Raw genomic sequence first — 26,322 nt, 5'->3', positions numbered from 1 at the left:
TTCACGCGCCGAGGGCGCCCTCTTCGTCGGAAGAGGGCGCCCTCGGTGTGTGCGGCCGTGTGGCGTCAGCCCTTGCTGAGCTCCCAGAAGCGGAAGACGGTGGAGGCGTCCAGGCAGTACTCCAGGCCGTAGACGTCGTCGCCGACGACGGCGTACTGCTTGGCCTGCCAGATGGGCAGGAGGGGGACGTCGGTGGCGACGATGTTCTGCAGTTCGGCGTACTCCTTCTCCGTGGCGGAGCGCTCGCTCTCGGCGGCGGTCTTGGGGAGAAGCTCACCGGTGATGGTGGTGTTGCTGTAGTTGTTGTCCAGCACGTTGCCCTTGCCGAAGAAGGGGCCGGTGAAGTTGTCGGGGTCCGGGTAGTCGGGGACCCAGCCCTTCACGTAGACGCCGTACTTGCCGGCGGCGATGTCCTTCTCGTACTGGGCGAAGGCGACGGATTTGACGTCGGCGTCGAACAGGCCGCTGTCGTTGAGCTGCTTCGCGATGGCCTTCAACTCCTGGTCGGTGGAGGGGCCGTAGCGCGACGGGGTGGACCAGAGGGTCAGCTCGACCTTGTCGGTGATGCCGTCGGCGCGGAGGGCGGCCTCGGCCTTGTCCGTGGAGGGGCGGGCGCCGTAGGTGTCGAAGAAGGCCGTGTTGTGGCCGGTGATACCGGCCGGGATGATCGAGTACAGCGGTGTGGCGGTGCCCTGGTAGACCTCGTCGACGAGGGCCTCGCGGTCGAGGATGTGGGCGATGGCCTGGCGGACGCCGAGCTTGCCGGCGACCGGGTCGTCCATGTTGAAGACGAGGTGCTGGACCTCGGCGCCGGTGCCGTCGACGATGTCGACGCCGCTGGCGGTGGAGGTGTCGGTCTCGATGTCGGAGATGTCGGAGGCGCTGAGGCCGCGGTAGGTGACGTCGAGGTCGCCCTCCAGCAGGGACTTCTTCAGGGCGTCCTGGTCACCGTGGAAGAACCGGAGGGTGACGCCGGTGTTCTCGACGTCGGCGGTGCCCTTGTAGTTGTCGTTGACGGTGAAGACGGCCTCGTCCTCGCCGAAGGAGTCCAGCTTGTAGGGGCCGGAGCCGACCGCCTCGCCGTCCTCGCGGAGTCCGTCGGCGTCGTAGGAGCTCTCGTCGACGATGGAGCCGGCGCCGGAGGCGATCTTGCTGGGGAAGGTGGCGTCGGCGTACTTGAGGTCGAAGCGGACGGTCTTGTCGTCCGGGGTCTCGACCTTGTCGAGCATGGGGAACATGATCGCGGGGCCGGCGTCGTCGTTGATCTTCAGCATGCGGTCGAAGGAGAACTTGACGTCCTTCGCGGTGAGCGCCTCACCGTTGCTGAACTTCAGGCCGCTCTTGAGGGTGCACTCGTAGACCTTGGTGCCGTCGTCGGTGAAGGAGCACTCCTCGGCGAGGTCCGGTTCGGGCTCGGTGGCGCCGTTGGGGAAGCTCAGCAGCGACTGGAAGACGTTGTTGAAAAGCAGCCAGGACCCGGGGTCGTAGCCGGAGGCCGGGTCGGTGGCCAGGACGTCGTCGGACATCCCCATCACGATGGCGGAACCTGAGTCCCCGGGTCCCCCCGAGTCGGAGCCGCAACCGGTCAGCAGGCCGGCGGCCAGCCCTGTCGCGATGGTCAGGACGGGCCACTGGGTGCGTATGTTCACGTATGGATGCCTTGTGTCGTCGGTGTATTGCGGGCGCTCCGGTTCCCCCGAGGCCGAGGGGCCCTGGTCCGGAGGGTGGTTGAGGTCCGGTCAGTTGCCGCGGCCGCGGCCCAGCTCCCAGAGCTGGAGCGTCGAGGCGGCGTTGAGGGCGTACTCGGCACCGGTGATGTCGTCCCGGGCCGCGACGTACTGCTTGCCCTGCCACAGCGGGAGGATCGGCACGTCGTCGGCGACGATGTCCTGGATGCCGGTGAGGCTGCCCGCGGCGGTGAGACGGTCGGCCGCCCGGCGGGACTCGGGGATCAGCTTGCCGCGGATCTCCTTGTTGGCGTACGGCGAGCCGAGGAAGTTGTCCTTGTCGAGGAAGGGGGCGAGGTAGTTGTCGGCGTCGGGGAAGTCCGGGAACCAGCCCATGCCGTAGACCGCGTACTCGCCCTTCTGCTCGGCGGGGCGGAACGTGGACCAGGGGGTGCCCTTGATGGTCACGTCGAACAGGCCGCTGTCGTTGAGCTGCTTCTTCAGCAGCTCGAACTCCTTCTTCGTGGCCGAGCCGTAGTGGTCGGTCGTGTAGTGGAGGGTCAGCTTCACCGGGGCGGTGACGCCCGCGCTCTGCAGGGTCGACTTCGCCTTGGCGACGTCCGGGTCGCCGTACTGGTTGAAGAACGAGTTGGAGTGGCCGGTGATGCCGGCCGGGACCAGCGAGAAGAGGGGTTCGGCCTGGGTGCCGTAGACCTTGGCGACGAGTTCGCCGCGGTCGATGACCTCGGCCATGGCGCGGCGGACGGCGGTGTCCTTGACCGGGGCGGCGTCGGTGTTGAAGGCGAGGTAGCGGATCTCCAGGCCGGCGGACTCGATGACGTCGATGTCGCCGTCGGTGGACTCGGAGAGCTTGGTGATCTGCTCGGGCGTCATGGTGCGGGTCATCAGGTCGATGTCGCCGGCCTCCAGGGCGCTGCCCATGGCGTCGGCGTCCGCGAAGGAGCGCAGCTCGACCTTGTCGTTCTTCGGGTCCAACTGCCCCTTGTAGTGGGGGTTCTTGGTGAACACGGCCCGGACCAGCTCGTTGTTCTCGACCTCGGCGTCCAGGGTGTACGGGCCGGAGCCGTCGACCTGGAAGCCGTCGCGCAGCTTGCCCTTGTCGTAGTCGGCCGGGTTGACGATGCCGGCGACGGGGGTGGACAGCTTGTACGGGAGGGTCGCGTCGGGGCTGTTGAGGTGGAAGATCACCTCGTTGTCGCCCTTGGTCTCCACGAGGTCGATGGTGGACAGCAGGGCGAAGACACCGCTGTCGGCCTTGAGGGAGCGGGCGCGGTCGATGGAGAACTTGACGTCCTCGGCGGTGATCGGGGAGCCGTCGGCGAACTTCAGGCCGGTGCGCAGCGTGCAGGCGTAGCGCTCGTTGCCGCTGTCGGTGAAGGAGCACCGGGAGGCGGCCTCGGGTTGCGGTTCGCCGTCGCCGCGCGGCTGGACCAGGAGGGTCTGGACGGTCTGGCGCAGGATGTTCCACGTGCCGACGTCGTAGGCGTAGGCCGGGTCGATCGGGGCCGGGGCCTCCTTCGAGGCGGTGAACCGGTCGGTGGTGCCGACGACGATCGCGTCGCCGCTCGCGCCCGCGCCGTCGGTGGCGCCGCAGGCGGCGAGCACCGGGGCGAGCAGTCCGATCACGGCCGGCAGCACCAGGGTCTTGCGGTTCATGCTCGGTTTCTCCAGAGCTGTGGTCCGGGACGGGTGCCTGCGGGGTGGTGCGAGCGCGTCACGGGAAGTACGGCGATGTTCTCGCGTCGAGATTAGCCCGCACCGCCGAACAGGCCCGCGCGTACCGGAGTTGAGTTCCCATCACGCTGCGGAACCGGGTGTGGACACAAACGGTGTAGTGCGCACGGAATGTTTGGGTGCAGCCTTCGCCAATCGGGACACAAAGACGTGTCGAACTCCCCCGAATGCGGGGTTTGGACACGTCCGGAGGCCGCCCCGGACACATGCGGGAGTGGCAAACGTCACAGCCGAAAAGGGGTTCCCGGGTCCGGGAATTCAGTCATTGCGACCGGACCGAATTACCCGTACCCGGTTCTGTTCGCGATCTTGGAATTCCTTGCGTTTTCAATTGCCGGTCGCCACCAGCAGACCGCGCAGAAATGGCAGGTCGACCTCTTCCAGCGAGTTCACGACGGTGCGGCGGACGGCGGGGGCGATGGGGGCGACGGACGGGACGGCGACCACATGGCAGCCGGCGGCCTCGGCGGCGGCGACACCGGTCGCGGTGTCCTCGATGACCGCGCACCGGGCGGGCTCCGCGCCGAGGCCGGAGGCCGCGAGGAGGTAGGGGTCGGGGAACGGCTTGGTCCGCTCGACCTCGTCGCCCGCGACGGTCAGGGCGAAGTACTGGGGGCCGAGGGAGGCCAGGACGCGGTCGATGATGCGCCGGTGCGAGGCGGAGACCAGGGCCGTGGGGACGTCGTGGGCGGCGAGCTCGGCGAGGAGTCTGGAGGCGCCGGGCATCAGGGGCAGCGCGCGCCCGATACGGGCCTCGAAGCCGTCGTTGAGCAGCACGCTCAGCTCGGGGAGGGTGATGTCGGCGCCGGTGGCCTCGATGAGGAAGCCCGCGCTGCGGCTCATGGGGCCGCCGACCACGACATGGCGCCAGGAGTCGTCGAGAGCGTGGCCGAGGCCGGCGAAGACCTCCACCTCCACGTCCCACCAGAACCCCTCGGTGTCCACCAGGGTGCCGTCCATGTCGAGGAGCACGGCCTGCAGCGCGGAGCCTTCGGCCGTACGGGTTCCTGGCGCGGGAATCGTCGTGGTCATCCGGCGCACCTCCTTGGGGGACGAGCAGGCCGGTTCCCGGATGGGGAACCGGCCTGCGGTGGACCGACCAGTCTACGACGTCACGCCGACAAACGCCTCGCGGGCGAGCCGGCCCCCGCCCGGCAGGGGCCGCGACCAGCGACGACGGCGCAGCGGCCGCCATCCGGGCCCTGCGGCCGGCCCCGGCTCGTCCCGGTGGAGCTACCGGGCGTTGAAGTACTTCGCCTCGGGGTGATGGATCACGATCGCGTCGGTGGACTGCTCGGGGTGGAGCTGGAACTCCTCCGAGAGCTGGACGCCGATCCGCTCGGGCTCCAGCAGTTCCGCGATCTTGGCGCGGTCCTCCAGGTCGGGGCAGGCACCGTAGCCGAGGGAGAAGCGGGCACCCCGGTACTTCAGGTCGAACATGTCTTCGATCGCGGCCGGGTCCTCGCCCGCGAAGCCCAGTTCCGAGCGCACGCGGGCGTGCCAGTACTCGGCGAGAGCCTCGGCGAGCTGCACGGACAGGCCGTGCAGTTCGAGGTAGTCGCGGTAGGAGTTGGCCTCGAAGAGCTTGGCGGTCTCCTCGCCGATGCGGGAGCCGACGGTGACGACCTGGAGGCCGACCACGTCGGTCTCGCCGGACTCCTCCGGGCGGAAGAAGTCGGCCAGGCACAGTCGGCGGCCCCGGCGCTGGCGCGGGAAGGAGAACCGGGTCCGCTCGTTGCCGTCGTCGTCCAGGATGATCAGGTCGTCGTCCTTGGAGACGCACGGGAAGTAGCCGTAGACGACGGCCGCTTCGAGGAGGTTGTCGGTCTGCAGCTTGTCCAGCAGGCCGCGCAGCCGGGGCCGCCCCTCGGTCTCGACCAGCTCCTCGTAGGTCGGCCCGTCGCCGGTGCGGGCCTGCTTGAGGCCCCACTGGCCCTTGAAGAGGGCGCCCTCGTCCAGCCAGGCCGCGTACTCCTTGAGCTGGATGCCCTTGATGACGCGGGTGCCCCGGAACGGGGGCGTGGGGACGGGGTTGTCGGTGGCGACGTCGGAGCGGACGTGGCCCTCCTCGGGGCGTTCCTCGACCGCCGTGGTGGTGGCGGTCGCCCGCACCCGGCGCTGCCTCAGCTCGGGCAGGGAGGCACCGGGGACGCCGCGCTTGACGCCGATGAGCGCGTCCATCAGACGCAGGCCCTCGAAGGCGTCGCGGGCGTAGCGGACCTCGCCCTCGTAGATCTCGTACAGGTCCTGCTCGACATACGCCCTGGTCAGGGCGGCGCCACCGAGGATCACCGGGAAGTCGGCGGCCAGGCCGCGCTGGTTCAGCTCCTGAAGGTTCTCCTTCATGATCACCGTGGACTTCACCAGGAGGCCGGACATGCCGATGACGTCGGCCCGGTGTTCCCTGGCCGCGTCGAGGATCGCGGAGACCGGCTGCTTGATGCCGAGGTTGACGACGTTGTAGCCGTTGTTGGACAGGATGATGTCGACGAGGTTCTTGCCGATGTCGTGGACGTCGCCGCGGACGGTGGCCAGCACGATGGTGCCCTTGCCCTCGGCGTCGGACTTCTCCATGTGCGGTTCGAGGTGGGCGACGGCGGTCTTCATGACCTCGGCGGACTGGAGCACGAACGGCAGCTGCATCTGGCCGGAGCCGAACAGTTCGCCGACGACCTTCATGCCGTCAAGCAGGGTGTCGTTGACGATGTCCAGGGCGGGGCGGCTCTGCAGGGCCTCGTCGAGGTCGGCTTCCAGGCCGTTCTTCTCGCCGTCGATGATGCGGCGCTTGAGGCGCTCCTCCAGCGGGAGGGCGGCCAGTTCCTCGGCCTTGCCGGCCTTCAGGGACTTGGCGGTGGCGCCCTCGAACAGGGCCATCAGCTTCTGCAGGGGGTCGTAGCCCTCGGCGCGGCGGTCGTGGATGAGATCGAGGGCGGTCTGCACCTCCTCCTCGCTGAAGCGGGCGATGGGGAGGATCTTCGAGGCGTGCACGATGGCGGAGTCGAGGCCGGCCTTCGCGCACTCGTCGAGGAAGACGGAGTTGAGGAGGATGCGGGCGGCCGGGTTGAGGCCGAAGGAGATGTTCGACAGGCCCAGCGTCGTCTGGACGTCGGGCCGGCGGCGCTTGAGTTCCCGGATCGCCTCGATGGTGGCGATGCCGTCCTTGCGGGACTCCTCCTGGCCGGTACAGATCGTGAAGGTCAGGGTGTCGATGAGGATGTCCGACTCGTGGATGCCCCAGTTGCCGGTGAGGTCGTCGATGAGCCGTTCGGCGATCTCGACCTTCTTCTCCGGGGTGCGGGCCTGCCCCTCCTCGTCGATGGTCAGCGCGATCAGCGCGGCGCCGTGCTCCTGCGCCAGCGCGGTGACCTTGGCGAAGCGGGACTCGGGGCCGTCGCCGTCCTCGTAGTTGACGGAGTTGATGACCGCGCGGCCGCCGAGCTTCTCCAGCCCGGCCCGGATCACGTCCACCTCGGTGGAGTCCAGGACGATGGGGAGGGTGGAGGCGGTGGCGAAGCGGCCGGCGAGTTCGGCCATGTCGGCGACGCCGTCGCGGCCCACGTAGTCGACGCAGAGGTCGAGCATGTGGGCGCCCTCGCGGATCTGGTCGCGGGCCATCTCCACGCAGTCGTCCCAGCGCGCCTCCAGCATCGCCTCACGGAACTTCTTCGAACCGTTGGCGTTCGTCCGCTCGCCGATGGCCATGTACGCGGTGTCCTGGCGGAACGGGACCGTCTGGTAGAGGGAGGCGGCGCCGGGCTCGGGGCGCGGGGCGCGCGCGGTGGGCGTGAGTTCCCGGACGCGCTCGACGACCTGCCGCAGGTGCTCCGGGGTGGTGCCGCAGCAGCCGCCGACGAGGGAGAGGCCGTACTCGCGGACGAAGTTCTCCTGCGCGTCGGCGAGTTCGGGGGCCGTCAGCGGGTAGTGGGCGCCGTCCTTGGTCAGCACCGGCAGGCCGGCGTTGGGCATGCAGGACAGCTGGATGCGGGAGTGGCGGGCCAGATAGCGCAGATGTTCGCTCATCTCGGCCGGGCCGGTCGCGCAGTTCAGGCCGATCATGTCGATGCCCAGGGGCTCCAGCGCCGTCAGCGCGGCACCGATCTCGGAGCCGAGCAGCATGGTGCCCGTCGTCTCGACCGTCACCGAGACGATCAGGGGGACGTCGTATCCGGCCGTCCGCATCGCGCGGCGGGCGGCGATGACGGAGGCCTTCGTCTGCAGCAGGTCCTGGGTCGTCTCCACCAGCAGGGCGTCTGCGCCGCCCGCGAGCAGGCCCTCGGCGTTCTGCTGGTAGGCGTCCCGGATGGCGGTGAAGGTGGTGTGGCCGAGGGTGGGCAGCTTGGTGCCCGGACCGATCGAGCCCAGCACCCAGCGCGGGCGGCCGTCGCGCGCGGCGAACTCGTCCGCCGTCTCGCGGGCGATGCGGGCGCCGGCCTCGGACAGCTCGGCGGTGCGTTCGGGGATGTCGTACTCACCCAGGGCGGTGAGGTTCGCGCCGAAGGTGTTGGTCTCCACGCAGTCCACGCCCGCGTCGAAGTACGCGGAGTGCACCGAGCGGACGATGTCGGGGCGGGTGGCGTTGAGGACCTCGTTGCAGCCCTCCAGCTGCTCGAAGTCCTCCAGTGTGGGGTCCTGTGCCTGAAGCATCGTGCCCATCGCGCCGTCGGCGACCACCACACGGGTGGCGAGGGCCTCACGCAGGGCCTCGGATCGGGCCCGGCCGGCGGCGGCGGACGAGGGGGACGGGTTCGGCAACGAGGCCATGGAGCTGCTCCCTGGAGTGCGACGGCTGTCGGCTTTGCGGCCTCCCATGGAAGCCGCACGCCGCAAGGGTAGCCCGCAACGCCGCGGATGGTCAGGGCGGTCCACGGGGCGGACGGGCGTGGCGTACGCGGCCGAGTGCGGTTTACTCCGACGACGAAACGAACGCCGGACACCGCTCCGACACCACACGCACACCCCACGATCACACGGTCGTCGCACTCGCACCGGACGGACACCGCACGGGCACAGAGGCGGCACCGCCGCGACGGGTGTGTCCGAAAAGCTGGTGACGGCCATTAGCGAGAGGTCGGCAACGACCGGTAGTGTTCGACATTGCCGAACGACGGAAGTTCAGTCGCGTACGGCGGTCGAAGGGGACGGAGGCAGGACGGCGATGGCACGGAACATCCAGTCGCTCGAACGGGCGGCCGCGATGCTGCGGTTGCTCGCGGGCGGCGAGCGGCGGCTCGGCCTGTCGGACATCGCCTCGTCGCTGGGCCTCGCCAAGGGCACCGCCCACGGCATACTGCGCACGCTCCAGCACGAGGGGTTCGTCGAACAGGACGACGCCTCCGGGCGCTACCAGCTGGGCGCGGAGCTGCTGCGGCTCGGGACCACCTATCTGGACGTCCACGAGCTACGGGCCCGCGCCCTGGTCTGGACGGACGACCTGGCCCGCTCCAGCGGCGAGAGCGTCCACCTCGGGGTGCTGCACCTGCAGGGCGTGCTGATCGTGCACCACGTCTTCCGGCCCGACGACAGCCGGCAGGTCCTGGAGATAGGGGCCATGCAGCCCCTGCACTCCACCGCTCTCGGCAAGGTCCTCGCCGCGTACGACCCGGTGGCGCACAGCGAGGCCCTGGAGGCCGAGCGCAAGGCGTTCACCGACCGGACCGTGCACGCCCTGGACGACTTCGAGAACGTCCTGGACCTGACCCGCGCGCGCGGGTACGCGGCCGACGTGGAGGAGACCTGGGAGGGCGTGGCGTCCGTCGCCGCCCCCATCCACGACCGGCGGCGCATGCCCGTCGGCGCGGTGGGCATCACCGGCGCCGTGGAGCGGCTGTGCCGTGCGGGCGAGCTGCGCCCCGAGCTGGTCGCGGCCGTACGGGACTGCGCCCGCGCGGTCTCGCGCGACCTCGGCGCGGCACGGTTCTGACGGCCGCCACCTGACACGGCGAAGGCCGGGACACCCCCACGGGTGTCCCGGCCTTCGCCGTACGTGCGCGTGCCCGCTCCTCGCCGCGGGGCGCACCCGCCCTTCGCCGCACGTGCGGCTGCGAGACCTCCGCCGCGCGCGCCGCCACGCTCCGCCGCACGCGCGTGCCGTCGCCCGCTCCGCCCACCCCGCCCACCTGCTCGCACGGGCCCCTAGCAGCAGTTTCAAGATCGATGGTCCGGTTCGATCAATAACGATCGTGTTTTCGACAACACAGCTCTTGACGCGCCCGTAACACCGAAGCAAGACTCCCGTCCATCGGTCGACATTGTCGAACACCTACCGGCAATACGCGCTAGAGTGTGACAACGCCATGGGCCGATCTCTTTCCCCTGGACGAAGGACAAAGGAGTCGCGGGTGTCCAGCTCCGACATCTTCATCGGCGAGACCATCGGTACCGCCCTACTCATCCTGCTCGGCGGCGGCGTCTGCGCGGCCGTCACACTGAAGGCCTCCAAGGCCCGTAACGCCGGTTGGCTCGCCATCACCTTCGGGTGGGGCTTCGCCGTTCTGACGGCCGTCTACACCTCCGCGCCGCTGTCCGGCGCCCACCTCAACCCGGCCGTCACCCTCGCGCTCGCGCTGAAGAAGGAGGGCATCCCCTGGGGCGACGTCCCGATCTACTGGGGCGGTCAGCTGCTCGGCGCGATGATCGGCGCGGCACTGGTCTGGGTCGCCTACTACGGCCAGTTCCACGCCCACCTCACCGACCGCGAGATCGTCGGCGAGCCGGCGGAGGCCGCGAGGACAAAGTCGGTCGAGGCCCGGGAGAAGGGCGCCGGCCCCGTGCTCGGCATCTTCTCCACCGGCCCCGAGGTCCGCGTGGCGTGGCAGAACGTCGCCACCGAGGTCATCGGCACCATCGTGCTCGTCCTGGCGGTCCTGACCCAGGGCCTGAACGGCGACGGCAAGGGTCTCGGCACGCTCGGCGCCCTGATCACCGCACTCGTCGTGGTCTCCATCGGTCTGTCCCTCGGTGGCCCGACCGGTTACGCGATCAACCCGGCCCGTGACCTCGGTCCGCGCATCGTGCACGCCCTTCTGCCCCTGCCCAACAAGGGTGGCTCCGACTGGAGCTACTCCTGGGTCCCGGTGGTCGGCCCCCTGATCGGCGCCGCCATCGCTGCAGGCATCTACAACGTCGCTTTCGCCTGAGAGCGCCGAGCCGCGGGTCCCGGGAAACCCGGGATTCCGCGGAACACTCGGTACGCGCCGTACGTACAGCCCCATACCCAGTGAACTTTCAGGAGCACACCGTGACCGACGCACACACCGCCGGGCCCTTCATCGCCGCCATCGACCAGGGCACCACGTCCAGCCGCTGCATCGTCTTCGACCGCGACGGACGCATCGTCTCCGTCGACCAGAAGGAGCACGAGCAGATCTTCCCGAAGCCGGGCTGGGTCGAGCACGACGCCACCGAGATCTGGACGAACGTCCAGGAGGTCGTCGCCGGGGCCATCGAGAAGGCCGGCATCACCCGCGACGACATCAAGGCCATCGGCATCACCAACCAGCGCGAGACCACGCTGCTCTGGGACAAGAACACCGGTGAGCCCGTCCACAACGCCATCGTCTGGCAGGACACCCGGACCGACGCCCTGTGCCGCGAGCTCGGCCGCAACGTCGGCCAGGACCGCTTCCGCCGCGAGACGGGCCTGCCGCTGGCCTCGTACTTCGCCGGCCCCAAGGCCCGCTGGCTGCTCGACAACGTCGAGGGCCTGCGCGAGCGCGCCGAGGCCGGCGACATCCTCTTCGGCACCATGGACAGCTGGGTCATCTGGAACCTGACGGGCGGTGTCGACGGCGGCAAGCACTACACCGACGTCACCAACGCCTCCCGCACCATGCTGATGAACCTGCACACCCTGGAGTGGGACGACAAGATCGCCGAGTCCATCGGCGTCCCGCTGTCGATGCTCCCGGAGATCCGTTCCTCCGCCGAGGTGTACGGCGAGGTCGCCGGCGGCCGGCTCGGCGACCTGCTGGGCGGCATTCCGGTCGCCTCCGCGCTCGGCGACCAGCAGGCGGCCCTGTTCGGCCAGACCTGCTTCGAGGAGGGCGAGGCCAAGTCCACGTACGGCACCGGCACGTTCATGCTGCTGAACACCGGTGAGAAGATCATCAACTCCTACAGCGGCCTGCTGACCACGGTCGGCTACCGGATCGGCGACCAGAAGCCGGTCTACGCGCTGGAGGGCTCGATCGCCGTCACCGGTTCGCTGGTGCAGTGGATGCGGGACCAGATGGGCCTCATCTCCACCGCCGCCGAGATCGAGACCCTCGCGCTCTCGGTCGAGGACAACGGCGGCGCGTACTTCGTACCGGCCTTCTCCGGTCTGTTCGCCCCGTACTGGCGCTCCGACGCCCGCGGTGTGATCGCCGGCCTCACCCGGTACGTCACCAAGGCGCACCTCGCGCGCGCCGTCCTGGAGGCCACCGCCTGGCAGACCCGCGAGATCACGGACGCCATGACCAAGGACTCGGGCGTCGAGCTCGCGGCCCTCAAGGTCGACGGCGGCATGACCTCCAACAACCTGCTGATGCAGACCCTCTCGGACTTCCTCGACGCGCCCGTGGTGCGCCCGATGGTCGCCGAGACCACCTGCCTCGGCGCCGCCTACGCCGCCGGTCTCGCCGTCGGCTTCTGGAACAGCACCGACGACCTGCGCGCCAACTGGCGGCGGGCCGCCGAGTGGACCCCCCGCATGGACGCGGAGACCCGCGACCGTGAGTACAAGAGCTGGCTCAAGGCCGTCGAGCGGACCATGGGCTGGCTCGAGGACGAGAGCTGATCCGGAGCCCGCGACGGCTCCGACACCAGCTCTGATGAGGAGTAATAACCCGACATGACCAGTCAGACCACCCTGCAGACCCTGCCTGCCCTGGGGACGCGCCCGGCGTCCGGCTCGAACCCGAGCCGTGCCGAGACCCGGGAGCAGCTCTCCAAGGCGTCGTACGACCTCCTCGTGATCGGCGGCGGCATCCTGGGCATCTCCACCGCCTGGCACGCCGCGCAGTCCGGGCTCAGGGTGGCTCTGGTCGACGCCGGCGACTTCGCCGGCGCCACCTCCTCCGCCTCCTCCAAGCTGCTCCACGGCGGCCTGCGCTATCTGCAGACCGGCGCGGTGAAGCTGGTGGCGGAGAACCACTTCGAGCGCCGTGCGGTCTCCCGCCAGGTGGCCCCCCACCTGGCGAACCCGCTCACGTTCTACCTCCCCGTGTACAAGGGCGGGCCGCACGGCGCGGCGAAGCTCGGGGCGGGCGTCTTCGCCTACTCCGCGCTGTCGGCGTTCGGTGACGGCGTCGGCCACCTCCTCTCCCCCGCCAAGGCGGCGCAGGACGTGCCCGAGCTGCGCACCGACAACCTCAAGGCCGTGGCCGTGTACGGCGACGACCAGATGAACGACTCCCGGATGGCCCTGATGACGGTCCGCGCGGCCGTCGAGTCGGGTGCCGTCGTCCTGAACCACGCCGAGGTCACCGGGCTGCGGTTCACCAAGGGCCGGGTGACCGGTGCCGAGCTGCGCGACCGGCTGTCCGGCGACGAGTTCGGCGTCAACGCCCGGCTCGTGCTGAACGCGACCGGGCCGTGGGTCGACCACCTGCGCAAGATGGAGAACCCGGACGCGGCCCCCTCGATCCGCCTCTCCAAGGGCGCGCACCTGGTCCTGAAGCGGACCGCTCCGTGGAAGGCCGCGCTCGCCACCCCCATCGACAAGTACCGCATCACCTTCGCCCTCCCCTGGGAGGACATGCTGCTGCTCGGCACCACCGACGAGGTGTACGAGGGCGACCCGGCGGATGTCGCGGTCACCGAGAAGGACACGGCCCAGATACTCGACGAGGCCGCGTTCTCCATCCGCGACCAGCAGCTCGACCGTGACCTGATCACGTACTCGTTCGCCGGTCTGCGGGTGCTGCCGGGCGGTCCCGGTGACACCGCGAAGGCCAAGCGCGAGACGGTCGTCACCGAGGGCCGGGGCGGCATGCTGTCCGTCGCGGGCGGCAAGTGGACGACCTTCCGGCACATCGGCCGCACCATCATGAAGAAGCTGGAGGCGCTCCCCGGCCACCCGCTGGGCGAGGACTTCGAGCCGGTCGCCTCCCTGCCCAAGAAGCTGCCGCTGCCGGGCGTCGCCAACCCGCGCGCGGTGGCCCACCGCCTCCTCGTCGACCGCCCGGCCCCCGGCCCCCGCATGGGCGCCGACACGGCCCGCCACCTGGCCACGCACTACGGCTCACTGGCCTTCGACATCGCCCGCCTCGCCAACGAGAACCCCGAGCTGGGCGAGCGCGTCCACCCGGACGCCCCCGAGATCTGGGCGCAGGTCGTCTACGCCCGCGACACCGAGTGGGCCGAGACCGCCGACGACGTGCTGCGCCGCCGGACGACCCTGACGATACGAGGGCTGGCCACGGACGAGGTCCGCGCGAAGGTCCAGGACCTGCTCGACAAGAAGTAACCGGGTTTCGGCGCCGGCCTCCTCCCCTGACCGGGGCGGGCACCGAGCGGAAGGGGCGGCTCCACACCTGTGGGGCCGCCCCTTCGGCATGCCCGCCCGGCTGCTGCGCCTCTTGCTGTCAGTGGCCGATGTTTTCATGAGCGCATGAACATCGATCACGCCGTTCCCGCAGACCTGGCCGCCCTGCGCGAGGCGTTCGCCGTGGACGACGGCGGGCAGTCGGCCCTTGGCTGGGCGGCCGTGCACGCCTTCGAGGCGGAGCACGGGGTGGTGCTCCCGGAGCCGTACCGCACGTTCGTGGCGGAGGTGTCCGACGGGTCGTCGCAGGGGCCGCCGGAGTACGGGCTCGTGGGGCTGGGCGACCTGCCCGTGGACTGGGGCGACGGGGCGGACCGTGCCCTGGGCGAGCCGTTCCCGCTCACGGCCGCGTGGCTGTGGGAGGAGGACGAGGGGCCCTACGAGGACCCGGGCTCCGTGATCGACGCGGTGAGCGACCATGGCTCGGTCGTGCTCGGGACCGATGGCTGCGCCATGAACTGGCATCTCGTCGTCACCGGTCCCCATCGGGGACACATATGGCACGTCACCGATGTGGGTGCCCTGCCGTTCGGCGCGGAGTTCGGCCACACGACCTCCGCGCCCGGCTTCGCCGGCTGGGTCGCCCACTGGGCCGCCGGGAAGGAGTGGTTCGACGCCGAGTCATCCCAGTGGTGAGGCCACGAGGTCGCGGACGGCGTCCGGTGAGGTCAGCTCCGTACGACGGACGACGAGTTCACGGCCCAGCAGCAGCGCCCGACGCGACGCCGGGGCCGGGTCGGGCAGGGTCGTCAGGTCGGTGAGGTGGGCGAAGCCGATGATGCGGCGGATGATCTCCGTGCCGGCGAAGCCCAGGGACTCCGTCCAGACGCGGCGCAGGAAGCGGCCCAGGTAGGCGTCATCGAAGAAGGTGTCGACGCGGGTGGGCCACAGGCGCCGGAACTCGGTCTCGAACGCCTCCGAGGACAGCCGGAGCTGCTCGCCGTGGTCCGTGAGGGCCCCCAGGGCGCGGGCCCGTTCCTCGGAGACGAGCGCGTTGGCCCAGTACAGGCCGAGGTCGAACCCGATGGGGCCGACGAAGGAGAACTCGGGGTCGAAGACCCGCACCACGTGGGCACCCTGGCGTTCGCCGACCATGACGCTGCCCGAGTGGAGGTCGCCGTGCAGGAGGGCCTGGGCGCTCGTCATGAAGACATGGCGCAGGTCGGCGACCACGGTGCGCAGCACGGTGTCCGCGCGGAAGGCGGCGGCCAGGTCGTCCAGTGCCGGGTGCCAGTGGTTGTGTGCGTGCTCGATGTACGGCTCGGAGAGGTCGTCGCCGGGCACGGCCTGTACGTCTGGGGCGCCACCCCCCCGCCAGACCCGTCACCACACCGAAGTGGTCGAGTGGCTGCTGGAGTTGGAGCTCACCCAGCGCTGAGCACACCTGAGCCGGCCATCCGTGGGGAGGCGGCCCCGGTCGAGGTGACCGGGGCCGCCTCCTCGTACGGCGGGCGCGCGTGTCGTCCCTGCCGCAGGCGATCCCCCGGCAGTTCGCCCGCCGACACCTCCCACACGCAGGTCATGACGCGGTCCACGCACACCATCAGGTTCACGGCGGTCGGCCGGGCCTCGCGGACCCGGGCGACGGCGGCACGTGCCTCCTCGGCCGACCAGCCCTCGCGCTCGCCCTCCAGCATCGACACCGTACATGACCTGGGAAAACCGACGGGAACCACCGTTCGACGCGGCGGGGACGGAGCGGGCCGACCCGGTCCTGTCCCTCGCCGACGTCGGCCGATTCGCAGGCATTGGCCTGATAGAGGCGCTGGAGCATCCATAATGTCCTTCAGACATCGGATGTCTGAACGACAGGGAGGGTTCACCCATGGCAGTCACCGACGAGGCGATCGAGAAGATCAAGGGCATGATCGTCTCCGGCGCGCTGCGCCCCGGCGACCGGCTCCCCAAGGAGAGCGAGCTGGCCGCCGATCTCGGGCTGTCCCGCAACTCGCTGCGCGAGGCCGTGCGTGCCCTGTCGCTGATCCGCATCCTCGACGTACGGCAGGGCGACGGCACCTATGTCACCAGCCTCGATCCCCAGCTCCTCCTCGAAGCGCTGAGTTTCGTCGTCGACTTCCACCGCGACGACACGGTCCTGGAGTTCCTCGCCGTGCGCCGGATACTGGAGCCGGCCGCCACGGCGATGGCCGCCCTGAGGATCAGCGAGCAGCAGCTGGACGCGCTGACGACCCAGCTGGACAAGCTCGGCACCGAACCGTCGGTGGAGGAACTGGTCGCCTGCGACCTGGAGTTCCACCGGGGCATCGTGCAGAGTTCCGGGAACTCCGTGCTGTGCTCGCTCCTCGACGGCCTGTCGGGGCCGACCACCCGGGCCCGCATCTGGCGCGGCCTGACCCAGGAAGACGCCGTCAGCCGGACCCTGCACGAGCACCGCGCCATCCTGGCCGCCCTGCGCGACCGCGACGCCGACGCCGCGCGTTCCTGGGCCACGGTGCACATCGCGAGCGTGGAGCAGTGGCTGCGTTCCACGCTCTGAGAAGTCGATCACCGCGGGCCCGGACCGCCGACGCGTGTTTGTGCCGTGCGAACGGGGCATTGATCCGTTCACTCCCCCGTGCAAGGGGGCTGCGGAGGCCCCCTCGGCACGCCGTAAGGTTGGGGCGTACGCGAGGGCACGTCGGAAGGAGGCGCTGGGTGATCGAGCTGGAGGGGGTTCCCGAGCTGATCGACCCAGTGATGGTGGCCGCGTTCGAAGGCTGGAACGACGCCGGCGACGCAGCCTCCACCGCGGTCGCGCATCTGGACAAGGAGTGGAAGGGCGAGGTGTTCGCGGCGCTGGACGCCGAGGACTACTACGACTTCCAGGTGAACCGCCCCACGGTGTGGCTGGACGGCGGCGTGCGGAAGATCACCTGGCCGACGACAAGGTTGTCGGTGGTCCGGGTCGGCGGTGACAAGCCCCGCGATCTGGTCCTCGTCCGGGGCATCGAACCGTCGATGCGCTGGCGGTCGTTCTGCAACGAGCTGCTGGGCTTCGCGCACGAGCTGGGCGTGGAGCTGGTGGTCATCATGGGCGCGCTGCTCGGGGACACCCCGCACACACGTCCGGTCCCGGTCAGCGGTGTCACGTCCGACCCGGACCTGGCGCGGCGGATGGACCTGGAGGAGACCAAGTACGAGGGCCCCACGGGGATCGTCGGCATCCTCCAGGAGGCGTGCACGCACGCGGGCGTCCCGGCCGTCTCGCTCTGGGCCGCGGTGCCGCACTACGTGTCGCAGCCGCCGAACCCGAAGGCCACGCTGGCCCTGCTGAACCGGCTGGAGGATCTCATCGACGTGCGCATCCCGCTGGGCGAGCTGCCCGAGGACGCGCGCGCCTGGCAGGTGGGCGTGGACCAGCTGGCGGCGGAGGACAGCGAGGTCGCCGAGTACGTGCAGACGCTGGAGGAGGCCCGGGACACGGCGGAGCTGCCGGAGGCGTCGGGAGAGGCGATCGCGCGCGAGTTCGAGCGGTATCTGCGGCGCCGTGACGGGGGCGGTCCCGCGTCGGGCGGTCACGCCACGGTCGACGGCGGCGACGGAACCGCCGGGGCGTGGAATCCCAAGGACAATCCCAGCGGGCGTACGCGTCCGCCGAAGCCGGCGCGGCCGGAGGCCGACACCGAGACCGGGACGGACGCCGGGAGCGAAGCCGGTAGCGATTCCGGGGCCGAGGACGAGGATTCGTCGGACGACTGAGACGCCCTGACCCGACGGGTGTCACCGCGCGGAATCCGGCGGGTCCGTGGTGGCTGTTCGCGTCGTTCCCCGTGCCCCTTCGGGACACGGGGAACGCACCGGCCGTCACCGCGTGGTCAGCGCTTCACCGCCACCACCGCGTACGAGGTGTCCGGCGTCGGGGTCGTCGTGAAGCGGGCGTTGGGCAGGTAGAGGCGGTTGTTGTGGGCCGCGGCCGTCGTCGGGACGTCGAAGTCGGGGTCCGTCAGGCGGTCCTCGAAGATGCCGCTGCGGCCGTCGGCCGAGAGCTTGAACACGTCGATGGCGTTCTGGCGGTTCTGGACGACGTAGAGCCGCCGTCCGAGGAGCAGCAGGCCGTCGCCGTTGGTGAGGGGTGCCGCGTCGCCGAGATCCACGAGTTCGGTGACACCGGTCCTGGGGTCGACCCGGTGGAGGCCGCCCGCGCCGGACTGGACGACCAGGAGGGCCCTGCCGTCCGGGGTGCCGGTGATCCCGTTGGCGTTGACGACCTCGCCGGGGGCGTGGGTCCAGTCGCCGCTCAGTGCGACCGTGACGACCTTGTCCGGGCCCGGCAGGCGGCCGTTGCCGCCGAGCGGCAGGGCGTAGAGGGCGGGCTGGAACGAGTCGGTGAACCAGGCGGCGCGCGGGGTGAGGAAGACGTCGTTGGCGAAGGTCGGCGTCTTCGTGGTGAGCCGGTACGACGCGATGATCCTGCCGGTACGGACGTCCACCACCCGGGCGCCCTGAGCGCGCCCGGCGACGAACAGCCGCCCCCGGTCGTCGAGTTTGAGCCCGACGGAGGGCGTGCCGGGGCCCGCGGAGACGATGCGCCCCTCGCCGGTGCGCAGGTCGGCGCGGTAGATCGAGCCGTCGCCGAGGGAGCCCAGGTAGGCGTGGTGGCCGCCGATGGCGATGCCCTCGGGGCGGAAGCCGCCCGGGAGCGGGATGAGGGCGGGCCAGGTGCTCTCGGAGGCGGAGGCGGTCGCGGCCGAGGATCCGACGAGCAGTGCGGCCGCGCCGGCGGCGGACGTCGTGAGCAGTGTTCGCCGGCTGAGGTGACGGGCGGAGGGGGGTTGTGAGGCCTGCGAGGGTTGCGGGGGTGCCACTGATCGTCCCTTCCACGAAGGGACCGGCAGCTGGCCGGTCCGGCCTTTCGACTGACGTCTGTCATGCCATCACATGCCGACCTGCCCCGCAGCCCTTCGCCGGTCGACCGACAGGGCCTTGACAGCCCCCGGCGCGGCTTCCTGCCGGATTGTGCCGGTCCGGCCCGTGCGCCGCTCGCGTGCCGGGGGTACCCCGGGCATGGGGGCACGCGAGGAACGGGCGGCGCGGTACGCGAGGAACGGTCGGGCAGGGCCGGCCGAGGGCGCGGGCATGCCGGGGTCGGAGCCGGGGCCGAGGGTGTTCGCGGCGACGGCTGTCCGGGAGCCCCTGTTCTCTTCCCGGGAGGGTGGTTCTCGTGAACTGCCGCCCGGGCTGCGCCCCTTCGTGTGCCGGGCGAACGGAACGAGAGTCCCGGGAATGACGTGGGGGCGCCTCCTCCGGCCGGAGGAGGCGCCCCCACGCTCTCGTCCCGTGTCTGACGCGCGGGACACGGGTGTCGGCTTCGACACCTGTGCAGAGTCGTTACTTCAGGTGGGTCACAGGGCCACGCCGAGCAGCGCGTCCACGGCACGGGACACGATGCCGGGCGCCCCCTCGTCCGTGCCGCCCCGCTCCTCCTGGAGAGCGGCCCAGCGGTCGACCGCGGTGAGTGCGGTCGGCGCGTCCAGGTCGTGCGCGAGGGCCTCGCGGATCTCCTCGACCAGAGCCTCGGCGGACGGTCCGTCGGGCCGGGAGACGGCGGCGCGCCAGCGGCCGAGGCGGTCGACGGCGTCCTGGAGCGCCTGGTCGGTCCACTCCCAGTCGGCCCGGTAGTGGTGGGCGAGGAGCGCGAGCCGTATCGCGGCCGGGTCGACCCCGTCGCGGCGCAGCCGGGAGACGAAGACCAGGTTGCCCTTGGACTTCGACATCTTCTCGCCGTGCAGCGCCACCATGCCGGCGTGGACGTACGCCTTGGCCATGGGGAACTCGCCGGTCAGGGCCTGCGCGTGCGAGGCGCCCATCTCGTGGTGCGGGAAGGCGAGGTCGGAGCCGCCGCCCTGGACGTCGAAGCCCATGCCCAGGTGGTCGAGGGCGATGGCGACGCACTCGATGTGCCAGCCGGGCCGGCCGCGGCCGAGGGAGCCGCCGTCCCAGCTGGGCTCGCCCTCACGCGCGGCCATCCAGAGCATCGGGTCGAGGGGGTTCTTCTTCCCGGTCCGGTCCGGATCCCCGCCGCGCTCGGCCGAGAGCAGCCGCATCGTGGCGGCGTCCAGGCGCGAGACCTTGCCGAAGTCGGGGTCGGCCTCGACGGAGAAGTAGATGTCCCCTTCGAGTTCGTACGCGGCACCGGAGGCAAGGAGCCGCTCGACGAGCGGAACGATTCCCGGGATGGCCTCCACCGCGCCGATGTAGTGACGGGGCGGGAGCATCCGCAGGGCGGTCATGTCCTCGCGGAAGAGGGCGGTCTCCTTCTCGGCGAGGGCCACCCAGTCGATGTCGTCGCGCGCGGCCCGCTCCAGCAGGGGGTCGTCGACGTCCGTGACGTTCTGGACGTAGTGAACCTGCCGCTTGGTGTCGAGCCACACGCGCTGGACGAGGTCGAACGCGTTGTAGGTCGCCGCGTGACCCATGTGGGTCGCGTCGTACGGGGTGATACCGCAGACGTAGATACGGGCGACGGGACCGGGGTCAAGGGTGATGAGCCCATCGGTCGCGGTGTCGTGGATCCGAAGGTCGCGGCCCTTGCCGGGCAGGACGGGGACCTCAGAAGCGGGCCAGGCATGCATGCCACGAGCCTAACCCGATCGCTGCGAGGTCATGCGGGGTCCCTCCGGGGATCGGCCGGGGCACCTTCCAGCCCGGGGCCACAGGCTGTTCCGCGGCTTGCGCCGGACGTGGCTGGTCGCGCGGTCCCCCGCGCCCCCGACGGGGCGCACCCGCGGCAGGGGTGGGCCACAGCGGTGCCCTCAGACCGGGGGCCAGGGGATCGCCGGCCACTCGCCGCTCGGCTCCGGGTGGCGTCCGCTCTCCAGCAACGCGGCCACCCGCTCCCGCGTGGCGTCCAGCTCGGCCGGTGTGATCAACGCGACCAGCTTCGCGGCCAGCGGTCCGCCCTCGGCCAGTGCGTCCCGCAGCCGGCCCAGCACCTCGACGGCCTCCTCGGTGAGCGGTTCCCCCGCCCACCCCCACAGCAGTGTCCGCAGCTTGTTCTCGACGTTGAAGGTCACCCCGTGGTCGATGCCGTACAACCGCTCCCCGGGGGCCGGCAGGAGATGCCCGCCCTTGCGGTCGGCGTTGTTGACGACCGCGTCGAGCACGGCGAGCCGTCGCAGCCGCCGGTCGTCGGCGTGCACGAGGAGCGCGGTCTCGCCGTCCCCGACCTCCGCGAAGCCGACGGCCTTCCAGCCCTCCCCGGCCTCCTCGCCCTCCACGAGGGCCAGCAGTTCGGAACCGGCCTCGCCCTCGATCCACAGCTGGCACATGCCCTGGCCGTAGGGCCCGTCGCGCAGCACGGTGGGCGGGACCAGCCCCCAGCCGGTCGCCTCGGACACCTCGTACGCGGCGACCTCCCGCTGCGCGAGCGTGCCGTCGGGGAAGTCCCACAGGGGCCGCTCCCCGGCGACGGGCTTGTAGACGCAGGCGGCCTCCCGGCCCTCGTGGGAGACCGTGCAGTACAGCACCGCGTTGGACGCCTCCCGCACCTGCCCGCGCACGGTCAACTCGCCCTCGGCGAGCAGCTCGACGGACGGCAGGTCGGGCGACGACGAGCCGGCGGAGGCAGCGGAGGCGGAGGAGGTCACGCCCCCCGCCGGTATCCGTTCTGGCGCGGACATACGTGTCCCTCCGGATCGAGCGGCAGACTGCACAGCGGGCACGGCGGCCGCCCCGCGTTGACGACGTCGAGAGCACGCTTGGCGAAGGCACGGGCCTGGGAACCGGTGAGGCGGACGCGGAGCATCGGCGGGCCGTTCTCCTCGTCCTGGAGCATCCGCTCCTCCGCCTCGGCCAGGTCCTCCTCGGAGTCGGCGTCCAGCTCGACCAGGGCCTGGGCCTCGACGATCATCCGCTCCTCGTCGCCGTCCCAGGCCAGCGCCATGGTGCCGACCCGGAACTCCTCCTCGACGGGGGCCTCCAGCGGCGCCGTGTCCGACACCTCGGCGGGGGCGACGGCCGGCACCGCGGCGCTTCCGCCGCTGCGCCGCACGACCTCGTCGAGCAGCTCGTCCATGCGCTCGGCGAGCGCGGCGACCTGGGTCTTCTCCAGGGCGACACTGGTGACACGCTGCCCGGAGGAGGCCTGCAGGAAGAAGGTCCGGCGCCCGGGCAGCCCGACCGTACCGGCCACGAAGCGGTCCGGGGGGTCGTAGAGGAACACCTGACGGGACACGTCCTGTCTCCATTGGAATCGACGTCGGGACCGGCCGCGCCGGCTGCTGACTGGTTCAGCGCCGCCGCGACCGCTTCACCCTACTGCGGTTGACGATCACGGTGCCCCCGCACCGCCCCCGACGGTCGCGTCACCGCTCGGGGGCTGCTCGTGCGGCGCCAGGGACGCGAAGTCCCCGGTGTCGCCGAGACGGACGAGAAACGGCCTGAGCCGGGTGTAACGGATCGCGGTGATGGAACACGGTTCGACAGAGATCCGCTGGAAGAGGTCCAGATGAAGTCCGAGTGCGTCCGCGACGAGCGACTTGATGATGTCGCCGTGCGAGCACATCACATACACGGCGTCGGCCCCGTGCTCGCGCTCCACGCGCGCGTTCCACTCCCGCACCGCCTCGGCGGCCCGATGCTGCATGGCCCGCATCGACTCGCCGCCCGGGAACTCGGCCGCCGTCGGGTACGTCTGGACGACCTGCATCAGCGGCTCGTCCATCAGTTCGGCGAGCTTGCGGCCCGACCAGTCGCCGTAGTGGCACTCGCCGATGCGGTCGTCGGTGTGCGGGCTGAGGCCGGGCCGGGCGTCGAGGAGGGGGCGGATCGTCTCCTGGCAGCGCTGGAGCGGGCTGGTGACGATCTCGGCGATCGGCAGCCCGTCGAGGCGACCGGGCAGCGCCGCGGCCTGCGCCGCCCCCCGCTCGTCGAGCGCGATCCCGGGCGTCCACCCGGCGAGCACGCCCTCGGTGTTGGCGGTGGAACGTCCGTGCCGGACAAGGATCAACGTGGGCATGCGTCCCAGCGTAGACGCCCGCCCGACCGCCCCCTGCGGCCCTGTGGACAAAGCCTCCGCGAACGAGACGGCTGTGGACAGAGCCCCCGAGAAAGGAACTTCCTGTGATCGTCGACTGTGCCGTCTACCACGACGGGCACCGCACCGAGGGACCCGAGGACCTCTCCGACGCCCTGGCCGCGGCCCGTGCCTCGGGCGGCTTCGTGTGGATCGGTCTGCACGAGCCCTCGGAGAAGGAGTTCGCCCTGGTCACAGAGGAGTTCGCGTTGCATCCTCTGGCCGTCGAGGACGCGCTGAAGGCGCACCAGCGGCCCAAGCTGGAGGTGTACGACGATTCGCTGTTCATGGTCCTCAAACCGGTCGGGTACGAGCCGTCCACCGACACCGTGACCACCGGGGAGGTGATGGTCTTCCTCGGCCACGCCTTCGTGGTGACCGTGCGCCACGGCGAGGGCTCGCCCCTGGGCGTCGTCCGCACCCGGCTGGAACGGGAGCCCGAACTGCTCGGCAAGGGGCCCACCTCCGTGCTGTACGCGATCACGGACGCCACGGTCGACCACTACCTGGACGTGGCGACCGAACTCCAGACGGACCTGGAGGAGCTGGAGGCGGAGGTCTTCTCGCCCGACGTCGGCGGCTCCCGGAACACCGCCTCCCGCATCTACACCTTCAAGCGCCAGGTCCTGGAGTTCCGCCGGGCGACCGGCCCCCTCGCCGCACCGCTCAACCGGCTCTCCTCCACGGGCAACCCCGCGGCCGCGGTGCCCTTCGTCGACGAGAAGGCCCAGCCCTTCTTCCGTGACGTCAACGACCACCTCACCCGCGTCAACGAGTCCGTCGAGGGACTGGACCGGCTGGTCTCCGACATCCTCTCCGCGCACCTGGCGCAGATGAGCGTCCGGCAGAACGACGACATGCGGAAGATCTCGGCCTGGGCGGCCATGGCCGCGATCCCGACCATGGCCGCCGGTGTCTACGGCATGAACTTCGAGCACATGCCGGAACTGCGCTGGACGTGGTCCTATCCGGCACTGATGGCGCTGATGGTCGTGACGGAGGTGCTGGTGTTCCGGCTGTTCAAGCGCCGGGGCTGGCTGTAGCCCTCCCCGTGCGGCCGAGGACCGTCTCCCGCACGCGCGCGTGGTGAGATTTTCGTGCTCACGCGCGCGTGGCGTGGCGTCTCAGGCGAACTCCGGGGCCGCCGTCGCCGGGCCGCCGAGGGCGTCGCGGCGGGTCGGCATCTCCAGGGTGACCATGCGGCGCCAGCCGAGGGCCCGCTCGTACGCGTACACCGCGCGGATGCCCGCGGCCAGGACGGCCGCCTTCGCCTTCGGCCAGCCCAGGATGCGCCCCATGCGGTCCATCACGGCGAGGCTGACGTCCCGGTGGACGGCGATCTCGGCCAGGGCGCACTCACGCAGGGTCCGCTGGATGAAGCGCCCGTGGCCGGCGGCCGCGTAGCGCAGCAGTTCCTCGTGGGTGTAGGCGAGGTGGTTGTCCTCGTCGTCGGAGATCATCCGGACGGCCCTGCCGATCTCGGGGTGAGTGCCGAAGTGCTTGCGGAGCATCACCATCTGGTCGGCGGCCCGCTGTTCGGTGACCCGGCTGTGGCACAGGTAGACGATGACGTCCCGCACCGAGAGTGCCTCTTCGGCGTTGAGTTTCTCGTGCGCGAGGCCGATGCCGCCGCGCTCCAGGAGCATGGTGTAGTCGGTCTCGGCGGGGACCTCCACGGGCTGGAGGCCGCGTTTTCTCATGAGGGCGTCGAAGATCCGCCCGTGCTTGTCCTCGTCGGCGCCATGACGGGTGATCTTGGGTGCGAGCGCCCGCTCGCTCGGGGGGACGAGCGCGGCGATGCGCGCGTTCTCCCAGCCGCCCTGACTCTCCCCACCGGCGGCGATGGAGCAGAACAGCCGGAACGACTCGTCGTTGTCGACGATCTCCTGGAACAGACTCTTGGCCGAAAGCATCGAAGGACACCTCTCTGCAGGGGCCTGGCAGGGGCCTGCAGAAAACGAGTCAAAGGGGGTACCAGGAGCCGGGCAACAGCTGTGTCGGACAAATCCGCCGAACGAATGACGCCGGGGCGGCGATGGGGCGTAACCGGGCGGGGCGGTGCCGCGTTGTCCGTGGTGACGGCCGTGGCGGGGAAGACCCCCGAGCCCCCACCACGGCCGTAGTGCTTTCTGGTCGACCTGCCGGGGCCGGCTCCCGCCGGTTCCCGGCTCTCGTCGGCCGCTGCGCCGTTCGGGTTACGCGAGACCGGCCAGCTCCATGGCCTGCGAGCCGGCCCGCAGCGAGGCGATCCGCTCGTCGAGGGTGAAGCCCGCCGGCGCGAGCGTGAGGGTGGTGACCCCGGCCGCGGCGTACGCCGTCATCCGGTCGGCGATGCGTTCCACGGAGCCGAGCAGCGTCGTCTGGTCGATCAGCTCGTGCGGGATGGCGGCCGCGGCCCCGGTCTTGTCGCCGGCCAGGTACTTGTCCTGGATCTCGGCGGCCTCCTTCTCGTACCCCATGCGCCGGGCGAGCTGGTTGTAGAAGTTCTGCTTGCGGCTGCCCATGCCGCCCACGTACAGCGCGGTGTACGGGCGGAAGGTGTCGGCGAGCGTCGTCACGTCCTTGTCGTCGCCGACGGCCAGCGGCAGGGTCGGACAGATGTCGAAGCCGTCGAGCGTCTTGCCGGCCTTCTCCCGTCCCGCCCGCAGGTACGTGACGGCCGTGTCCTCCAGGTGCGCGGCCGAGGGGAAGATCAGCAGGGCGCCGTCGGCGATCTCGCCGGTCTGCTCCAGGTTCTTCGGGCCGATCGCGGCGATGTACAGCGGGATGTGCTCGCGGGTGGGGTGCACGGTCAGCTTCAGCGGCTTGCCGGGGCCGCCGGGCAGGGGCAGCGTCCAGTGCTCGCCGTCGTGCGACAGGCGCTCGCGGGTCATCGCCTTGCGGACGATCTCGACGTACTCGCGGGTGCGGGCGAGCGGCTTGTCGAACTTGACGCCGTACCAGCCCTCCGAGACCTGCGGTCCCGAGACGCCGAGGCCGAGCCGGAAGCGGCCGCCGGACAGCGAGTCCAGCGTCGCGGCGGTCATCGCGGTCATCGCGGGCTGGCGAGCCGGGATCTGGAAGATGGCAGAGCCCACGTCGATGCGTTCGGTCTTGGCGGCGACCCAGCTGAGCACGGTGGCGGCGTCCGAGCCGTACGCCTCCGCCGCCCAGCACACCGCGTAACCCAGCCGGTCGGCCTCCTGGGCCACGGCCAGGTTGTCCCCGTCCATTCCGGCGCCCCAGTAGCCGAGGTTGATCCCGAGCTTCATATAGACCAGCCTTCCCCTTACCGATCAGTAACGTCTTTGTCGCGCCGACCCTACCGGGCCGCCGCCCTCCCGGGCCCGCGAGGCGGGGGTTCGTGAGACCGGAAAGGGGCG

General features: G+C 70.8%; 20 protein-coding genes and 2 pseudogenes. 9 read left to right on the top strand and 13 right to left on the bottom strand.

Features of this window, described 5'->3' with window-relative positions:
* Positions 1-65: 65 nt before the first annotated feature.
* From STRBO_RS0115335 to metH, 4 genes are all read right to left on the bottom strand, one after another.
* Positions 66-1,649 carry an ABC transporter substrate-binding protein gene (locus tag STRBO_RS0115335; RefSeq protein WP_005485212.1) on the bottom strand — a complete coding sequence of 528 codons (1,584 nt, stop codon included), beginning with the start codon at positions 1,647-1,649 and terminating at the stop codon, positions 66-68.
* Positions 1,650-1,739: 90 nt separating this feature from the next.
* The gene (locus tag STRBO_RS0115330) at positions 1,740-3,344 is read right to left on the bottom strand and encodes an ABC transporter substrate-binding protein (protein ID WP_005485210.1); all 1,605 of its coding nucleotides are present in this window, start codon (positions 3,342-3,344) and stop codon (positions 1,740-1,742) included.
* A gap of 405 nt (positions 3,345-3,749) precedes the next feature.
* Positions 3,750-4,454 (bottom strand): HAD family hydrolase, encoded by a 705-nt coding sequence (locus STRBO_RS0115325; protein WP_020114415.1) that lies wholly within the window; start codon positions 4,452-4,454, stop codon positions 3,750-3,752.
* Between the two features lie 201 nt (positions 4,455-4,655).
* Entirely contained in the window at positions 4,656-8,183 is a 3,528-nt protein-coding gene (metH, locus tag STRBO_RS0115320) for a methionine synthase (protein ID WP_005485206.1), read from the bottom strand.
* 394 nt (positions 8,184-8,577) lie between these two features.
* On the opposite strand from metH, the gene STRBO_RS0115315 reads away from it, so the two are divergent.
* The 5 genes from STRBO_RS0115315 to STRBO_RS0115295 all read left to right on the top strand — a co-directional run bounded on the left by STRBO_RS0115315 (position 8,578) and on the right by STRBO_RS0115295 (position 14,583).
* Complete coding sequence (locus STRBO_RS0115315; protein ID WP_005485204.1) at positions 8,578-9,342, top strand: IclR family transcriptional regulator; 765 nt, start codon at positions 8,578-8,580, stop codon at positions 9,340-9,342.
* A 418-nt stretch (positions 9,343-9,760) separates the two neighbouring features.
* Positions 9,761-10,558 carry an MIP/aquaporin family protein gene (locus tag STRBO_RS0115310; RefSeq protein ID WP_005485202.1) on the top strand — a complete coding sequence of 266 codons (798 nt, stop codon included), beginning with the start codon at positions 9,761-9,763 and terminating at the stop codon, positions 10,556-10,558.
* A gap of 101 nt (positions 10,559-10,659) precedes the next feature.
* The gene (gene glpK / locus STRBO_RS0115305; RefSeq protein WP_020114414.1) at positions 10,660-12,198 is read left to right on the top strand and encodes a glycerol kinase GlpK; all 1,539 of its coding nucleotides are present in this window, start codon (positions 10,660-10,662) and stop codon (positions 12,196-12,198) included.
* A gap of 54 nt (positions 12,199-12,252) precedes the next feature.
* Complete coding sequence (locus STRBO_RS0115300; RefSeq protein ID WP_005485198.1) at positions 12,253-13,869, top strand: glycerol-3-phosphate dehydrogenase/oxidase; 1,617 nt, start codon at positions 12,253-12,255, stop codon at positions 13,867-13,869.
* A 144-nt stretch (positions 13,870-14,013) separates the two neighbouring features.
* A complete protein-coding gene (locus tag STRBO_RS0115295) occupies positions 14,014-14,583 on the top strand; it encodes an SMI1/KNR4 family protein (RefSeq protein WP_005485197.1) in 570 nt (189 codons plus the stop codon).
* Here the strand turns inward: STRBO_RS0115295 and STRBO_RS0115290 are convergent.
* Positions 14,569-15,216, bottom strand: a pseudogene (locus STRBO_RS0115290) (phosphotransferase); the annotation flags it as partial. The gene STRBO_RS0115295 and the pseudogene STRBO_RS0115290 sit on opposite strands and share 15 nt — an antisense overlap.
* On the opposite strand from STRBO_RS0115290, the pseudogene STRBO_RS44620 reads away from it, so the two are divergent.
* Positions 15,217-15,325: pseudogene (locus STRBO_RS44620) on the top strand (class II aldolase/adducin family protein); the annotation flags it as partial.
* Here STRBO_RS44620 and STRBO_RS45640 read toward each other — a convergent pair.
* Positions 15,312-15,584 carry a hypothetical protein gene (locus STRBO_RS45640; protein WP_020114413.1) on the bottom strand — a complete coding sequence of 91 codons (273 nt, stop codon included), beginning with the start codon at positions 15,582-15,584 and terminating at the stop codon, positions 15,312-15,314. The pseudogene STRBO_RS44620 and the gene STRBO_RS45640 sit on opposite strands and share 14 nt — an antisense overlap.
* Positions 15,585-15,772: 188 nt before the next feature.
* Here STRBO_RS45640 and STRBO_RS0115280 point away from each other — a divergent pair, with 188 nt between their 5' ends.
* Together STRBO_RS0115280 and STRBO_RS0115275 are read left to right on the top strand one after the other, a co-directional pair.
* Positions 15,773-16,444: a FadR/GntR family transcriptional regulator gene (locus tag STRBO_RS0115280; RefSeq protein ID WP_005485190.1), complete on the top strand. Its 672-nt coding sequence runs from the start codon at positions 15,773-15,775 to the stop codon at positions 16,442-16,444.
* A 158-nt stretch (positions 16,445-16,602) separates the two neighbouring features.
* The gene (locus STRBO_RS0115275; protein WP_005485188.1) at positions 16,603-17,646 is read left to right on the top strand and encodes a PAC2 family protein; all 1,044 of its coding nucleotides are present in this window, start codon (positions 16,603-16,605) and stop codon (positions 17,644-17,646) included.
* Positions 17,647-17,762: 116 nt separating this feature from the next.
* Here the strand turns inward: STRBO_RS0115275 and STRBO_RS0115270 are convergent, their stop codons facing one another.
* The 5 genes from STRBO_RS0115270 to STRBO_RS0115250 all read right to left on the bottom strand — a co-directional run bounded on the left by STRBO_RS0115270 (position 17,763) and on the right by STRBO_RS0115250 (position 22,903).
* Entirely contained in the window at positions 17,763-18,752 is a 990-nt protein-coding gene (locus STRBO_RS0115270) for an SMP-30/gluconolactonase/LRE family protein (protein ID WP_005485187.1), read from the bottom strand.
* A 537-nt stretch (positions 18,753-19,289) separates the two neighbouring features.
* Entirely contained in the window at positions 19,290-20,519 is a 1,230-nt protein-coding gene (gene mshC / locus STRBO_RS0115265) for a cysteine--1-D-myo-inosityl 2-amino-2-deoxy-alpha-D-glucopyranoside ligase (RefSeq protein ID WP_005485185.1), read from the bottom strand.
* Between the two features lie 180 nt (positions 20,520-20,699).
* Entirely contained in the window at positions 20,700-21,566 is an 867-nt protein-coding gene (locus tag STRBO_RS0115260; RefSeq protein ID WP_005485183.1) for an SCO1664 family protein, read from the bottom strand.
* Positions 21,530-22,120 (bottom strand): DUF3090 domain-containing protein, encoded by a 591-nt coding sequence (locus STRBO_RS0115255; protein ID WP_005485182.1) that lies wholly within the window; start codon positions 22,118-22,120, stop codon positions 21,530-21,532. The genes STRBO_RS0115260 and STRBO_RS0115255 overlap by 37 nt, the downstream gene beginning before the upstream one ends.
* A gap of 96 nt (positions 22,121-22,216) precedes the next feature.
* Complete coding sequence (locus tag STRBO_RS0115250) at positions 22,217-22,903, bottom strand: histidine phosphatase family protein (protein WP_005485179.1); 687 nt, start codon at positions 22,901-22,903, stop codon at positions 22,217-22,219.
* A 104-nt stretch (positions 22,904-23,007) separates the two neighbouring features.
* Between STRBO_RS0115250 and corA the strand changes: the two genes are divergently transcribed.
* Complete coding sequence (corA, locus tag STRBO_RS0115245; RefSeq protein ID WP_005485178.1) at positions 23,008-24,003, top strand: magnesium/cobalt transporter CorA; 996 nt, start codon at positions 23,008-23,010, stop codon at positions 24,001-24,003.
* Positions 24,004-24,084: 81 nt separating this feature from the next.
* Here corA and STRBO_RS0115240 read toward each other — a convergent pair whose 3' ends face one another.
* Both STRBO_RS0115240 and STRBO_RS0115235 read right to left on the bottom strand, forming a co-directional pair.
* Positions 24,085-24,873 carry a hypothetical protein gene (locus STRBO_RS0115240; RefSeq protein ID WP_005485176.1) on the bottom strand — a complete coding sequence of 263 codons (789 nt, stop codon included), beginning with the start codon at positions 24,871-24,873 and terminating at the stop codon, positions 24,085-24,087.
* A 282-nt stretch (positions 24,874-25,155) separates the two neighbouring features.
* Positions 25,156-26,211: an LLM class F420-dependent oxidoreductase gene (locus STRBO_RS0115235; RefSeq protein ID WP_005485173.1), complete on the bottom strand. Its 1,056-nt coding sequence runs from the start codon at positions 26,209-26,211 to the stop codon at positions 25,156-25,158.
* Positions 26,212-26,322 lie beyond the last annotated feature (111 nt).

Source organism: Streptomyces bottropensis ATCC 25435, from assembly GCF_000383595.1.
Taxonomy (GTDB): Bacteria; Actinomycetota; Actinomycetes; order Streptomycetales; family Streptomycetaceae; genus Streptomyces; species Streptomyces bottropensis.
The sequence above is the reverse complement of the archived record's forward strand: the minus strand, read 5'-3'. Positions and strand labels throughout refer to the sequence as shown.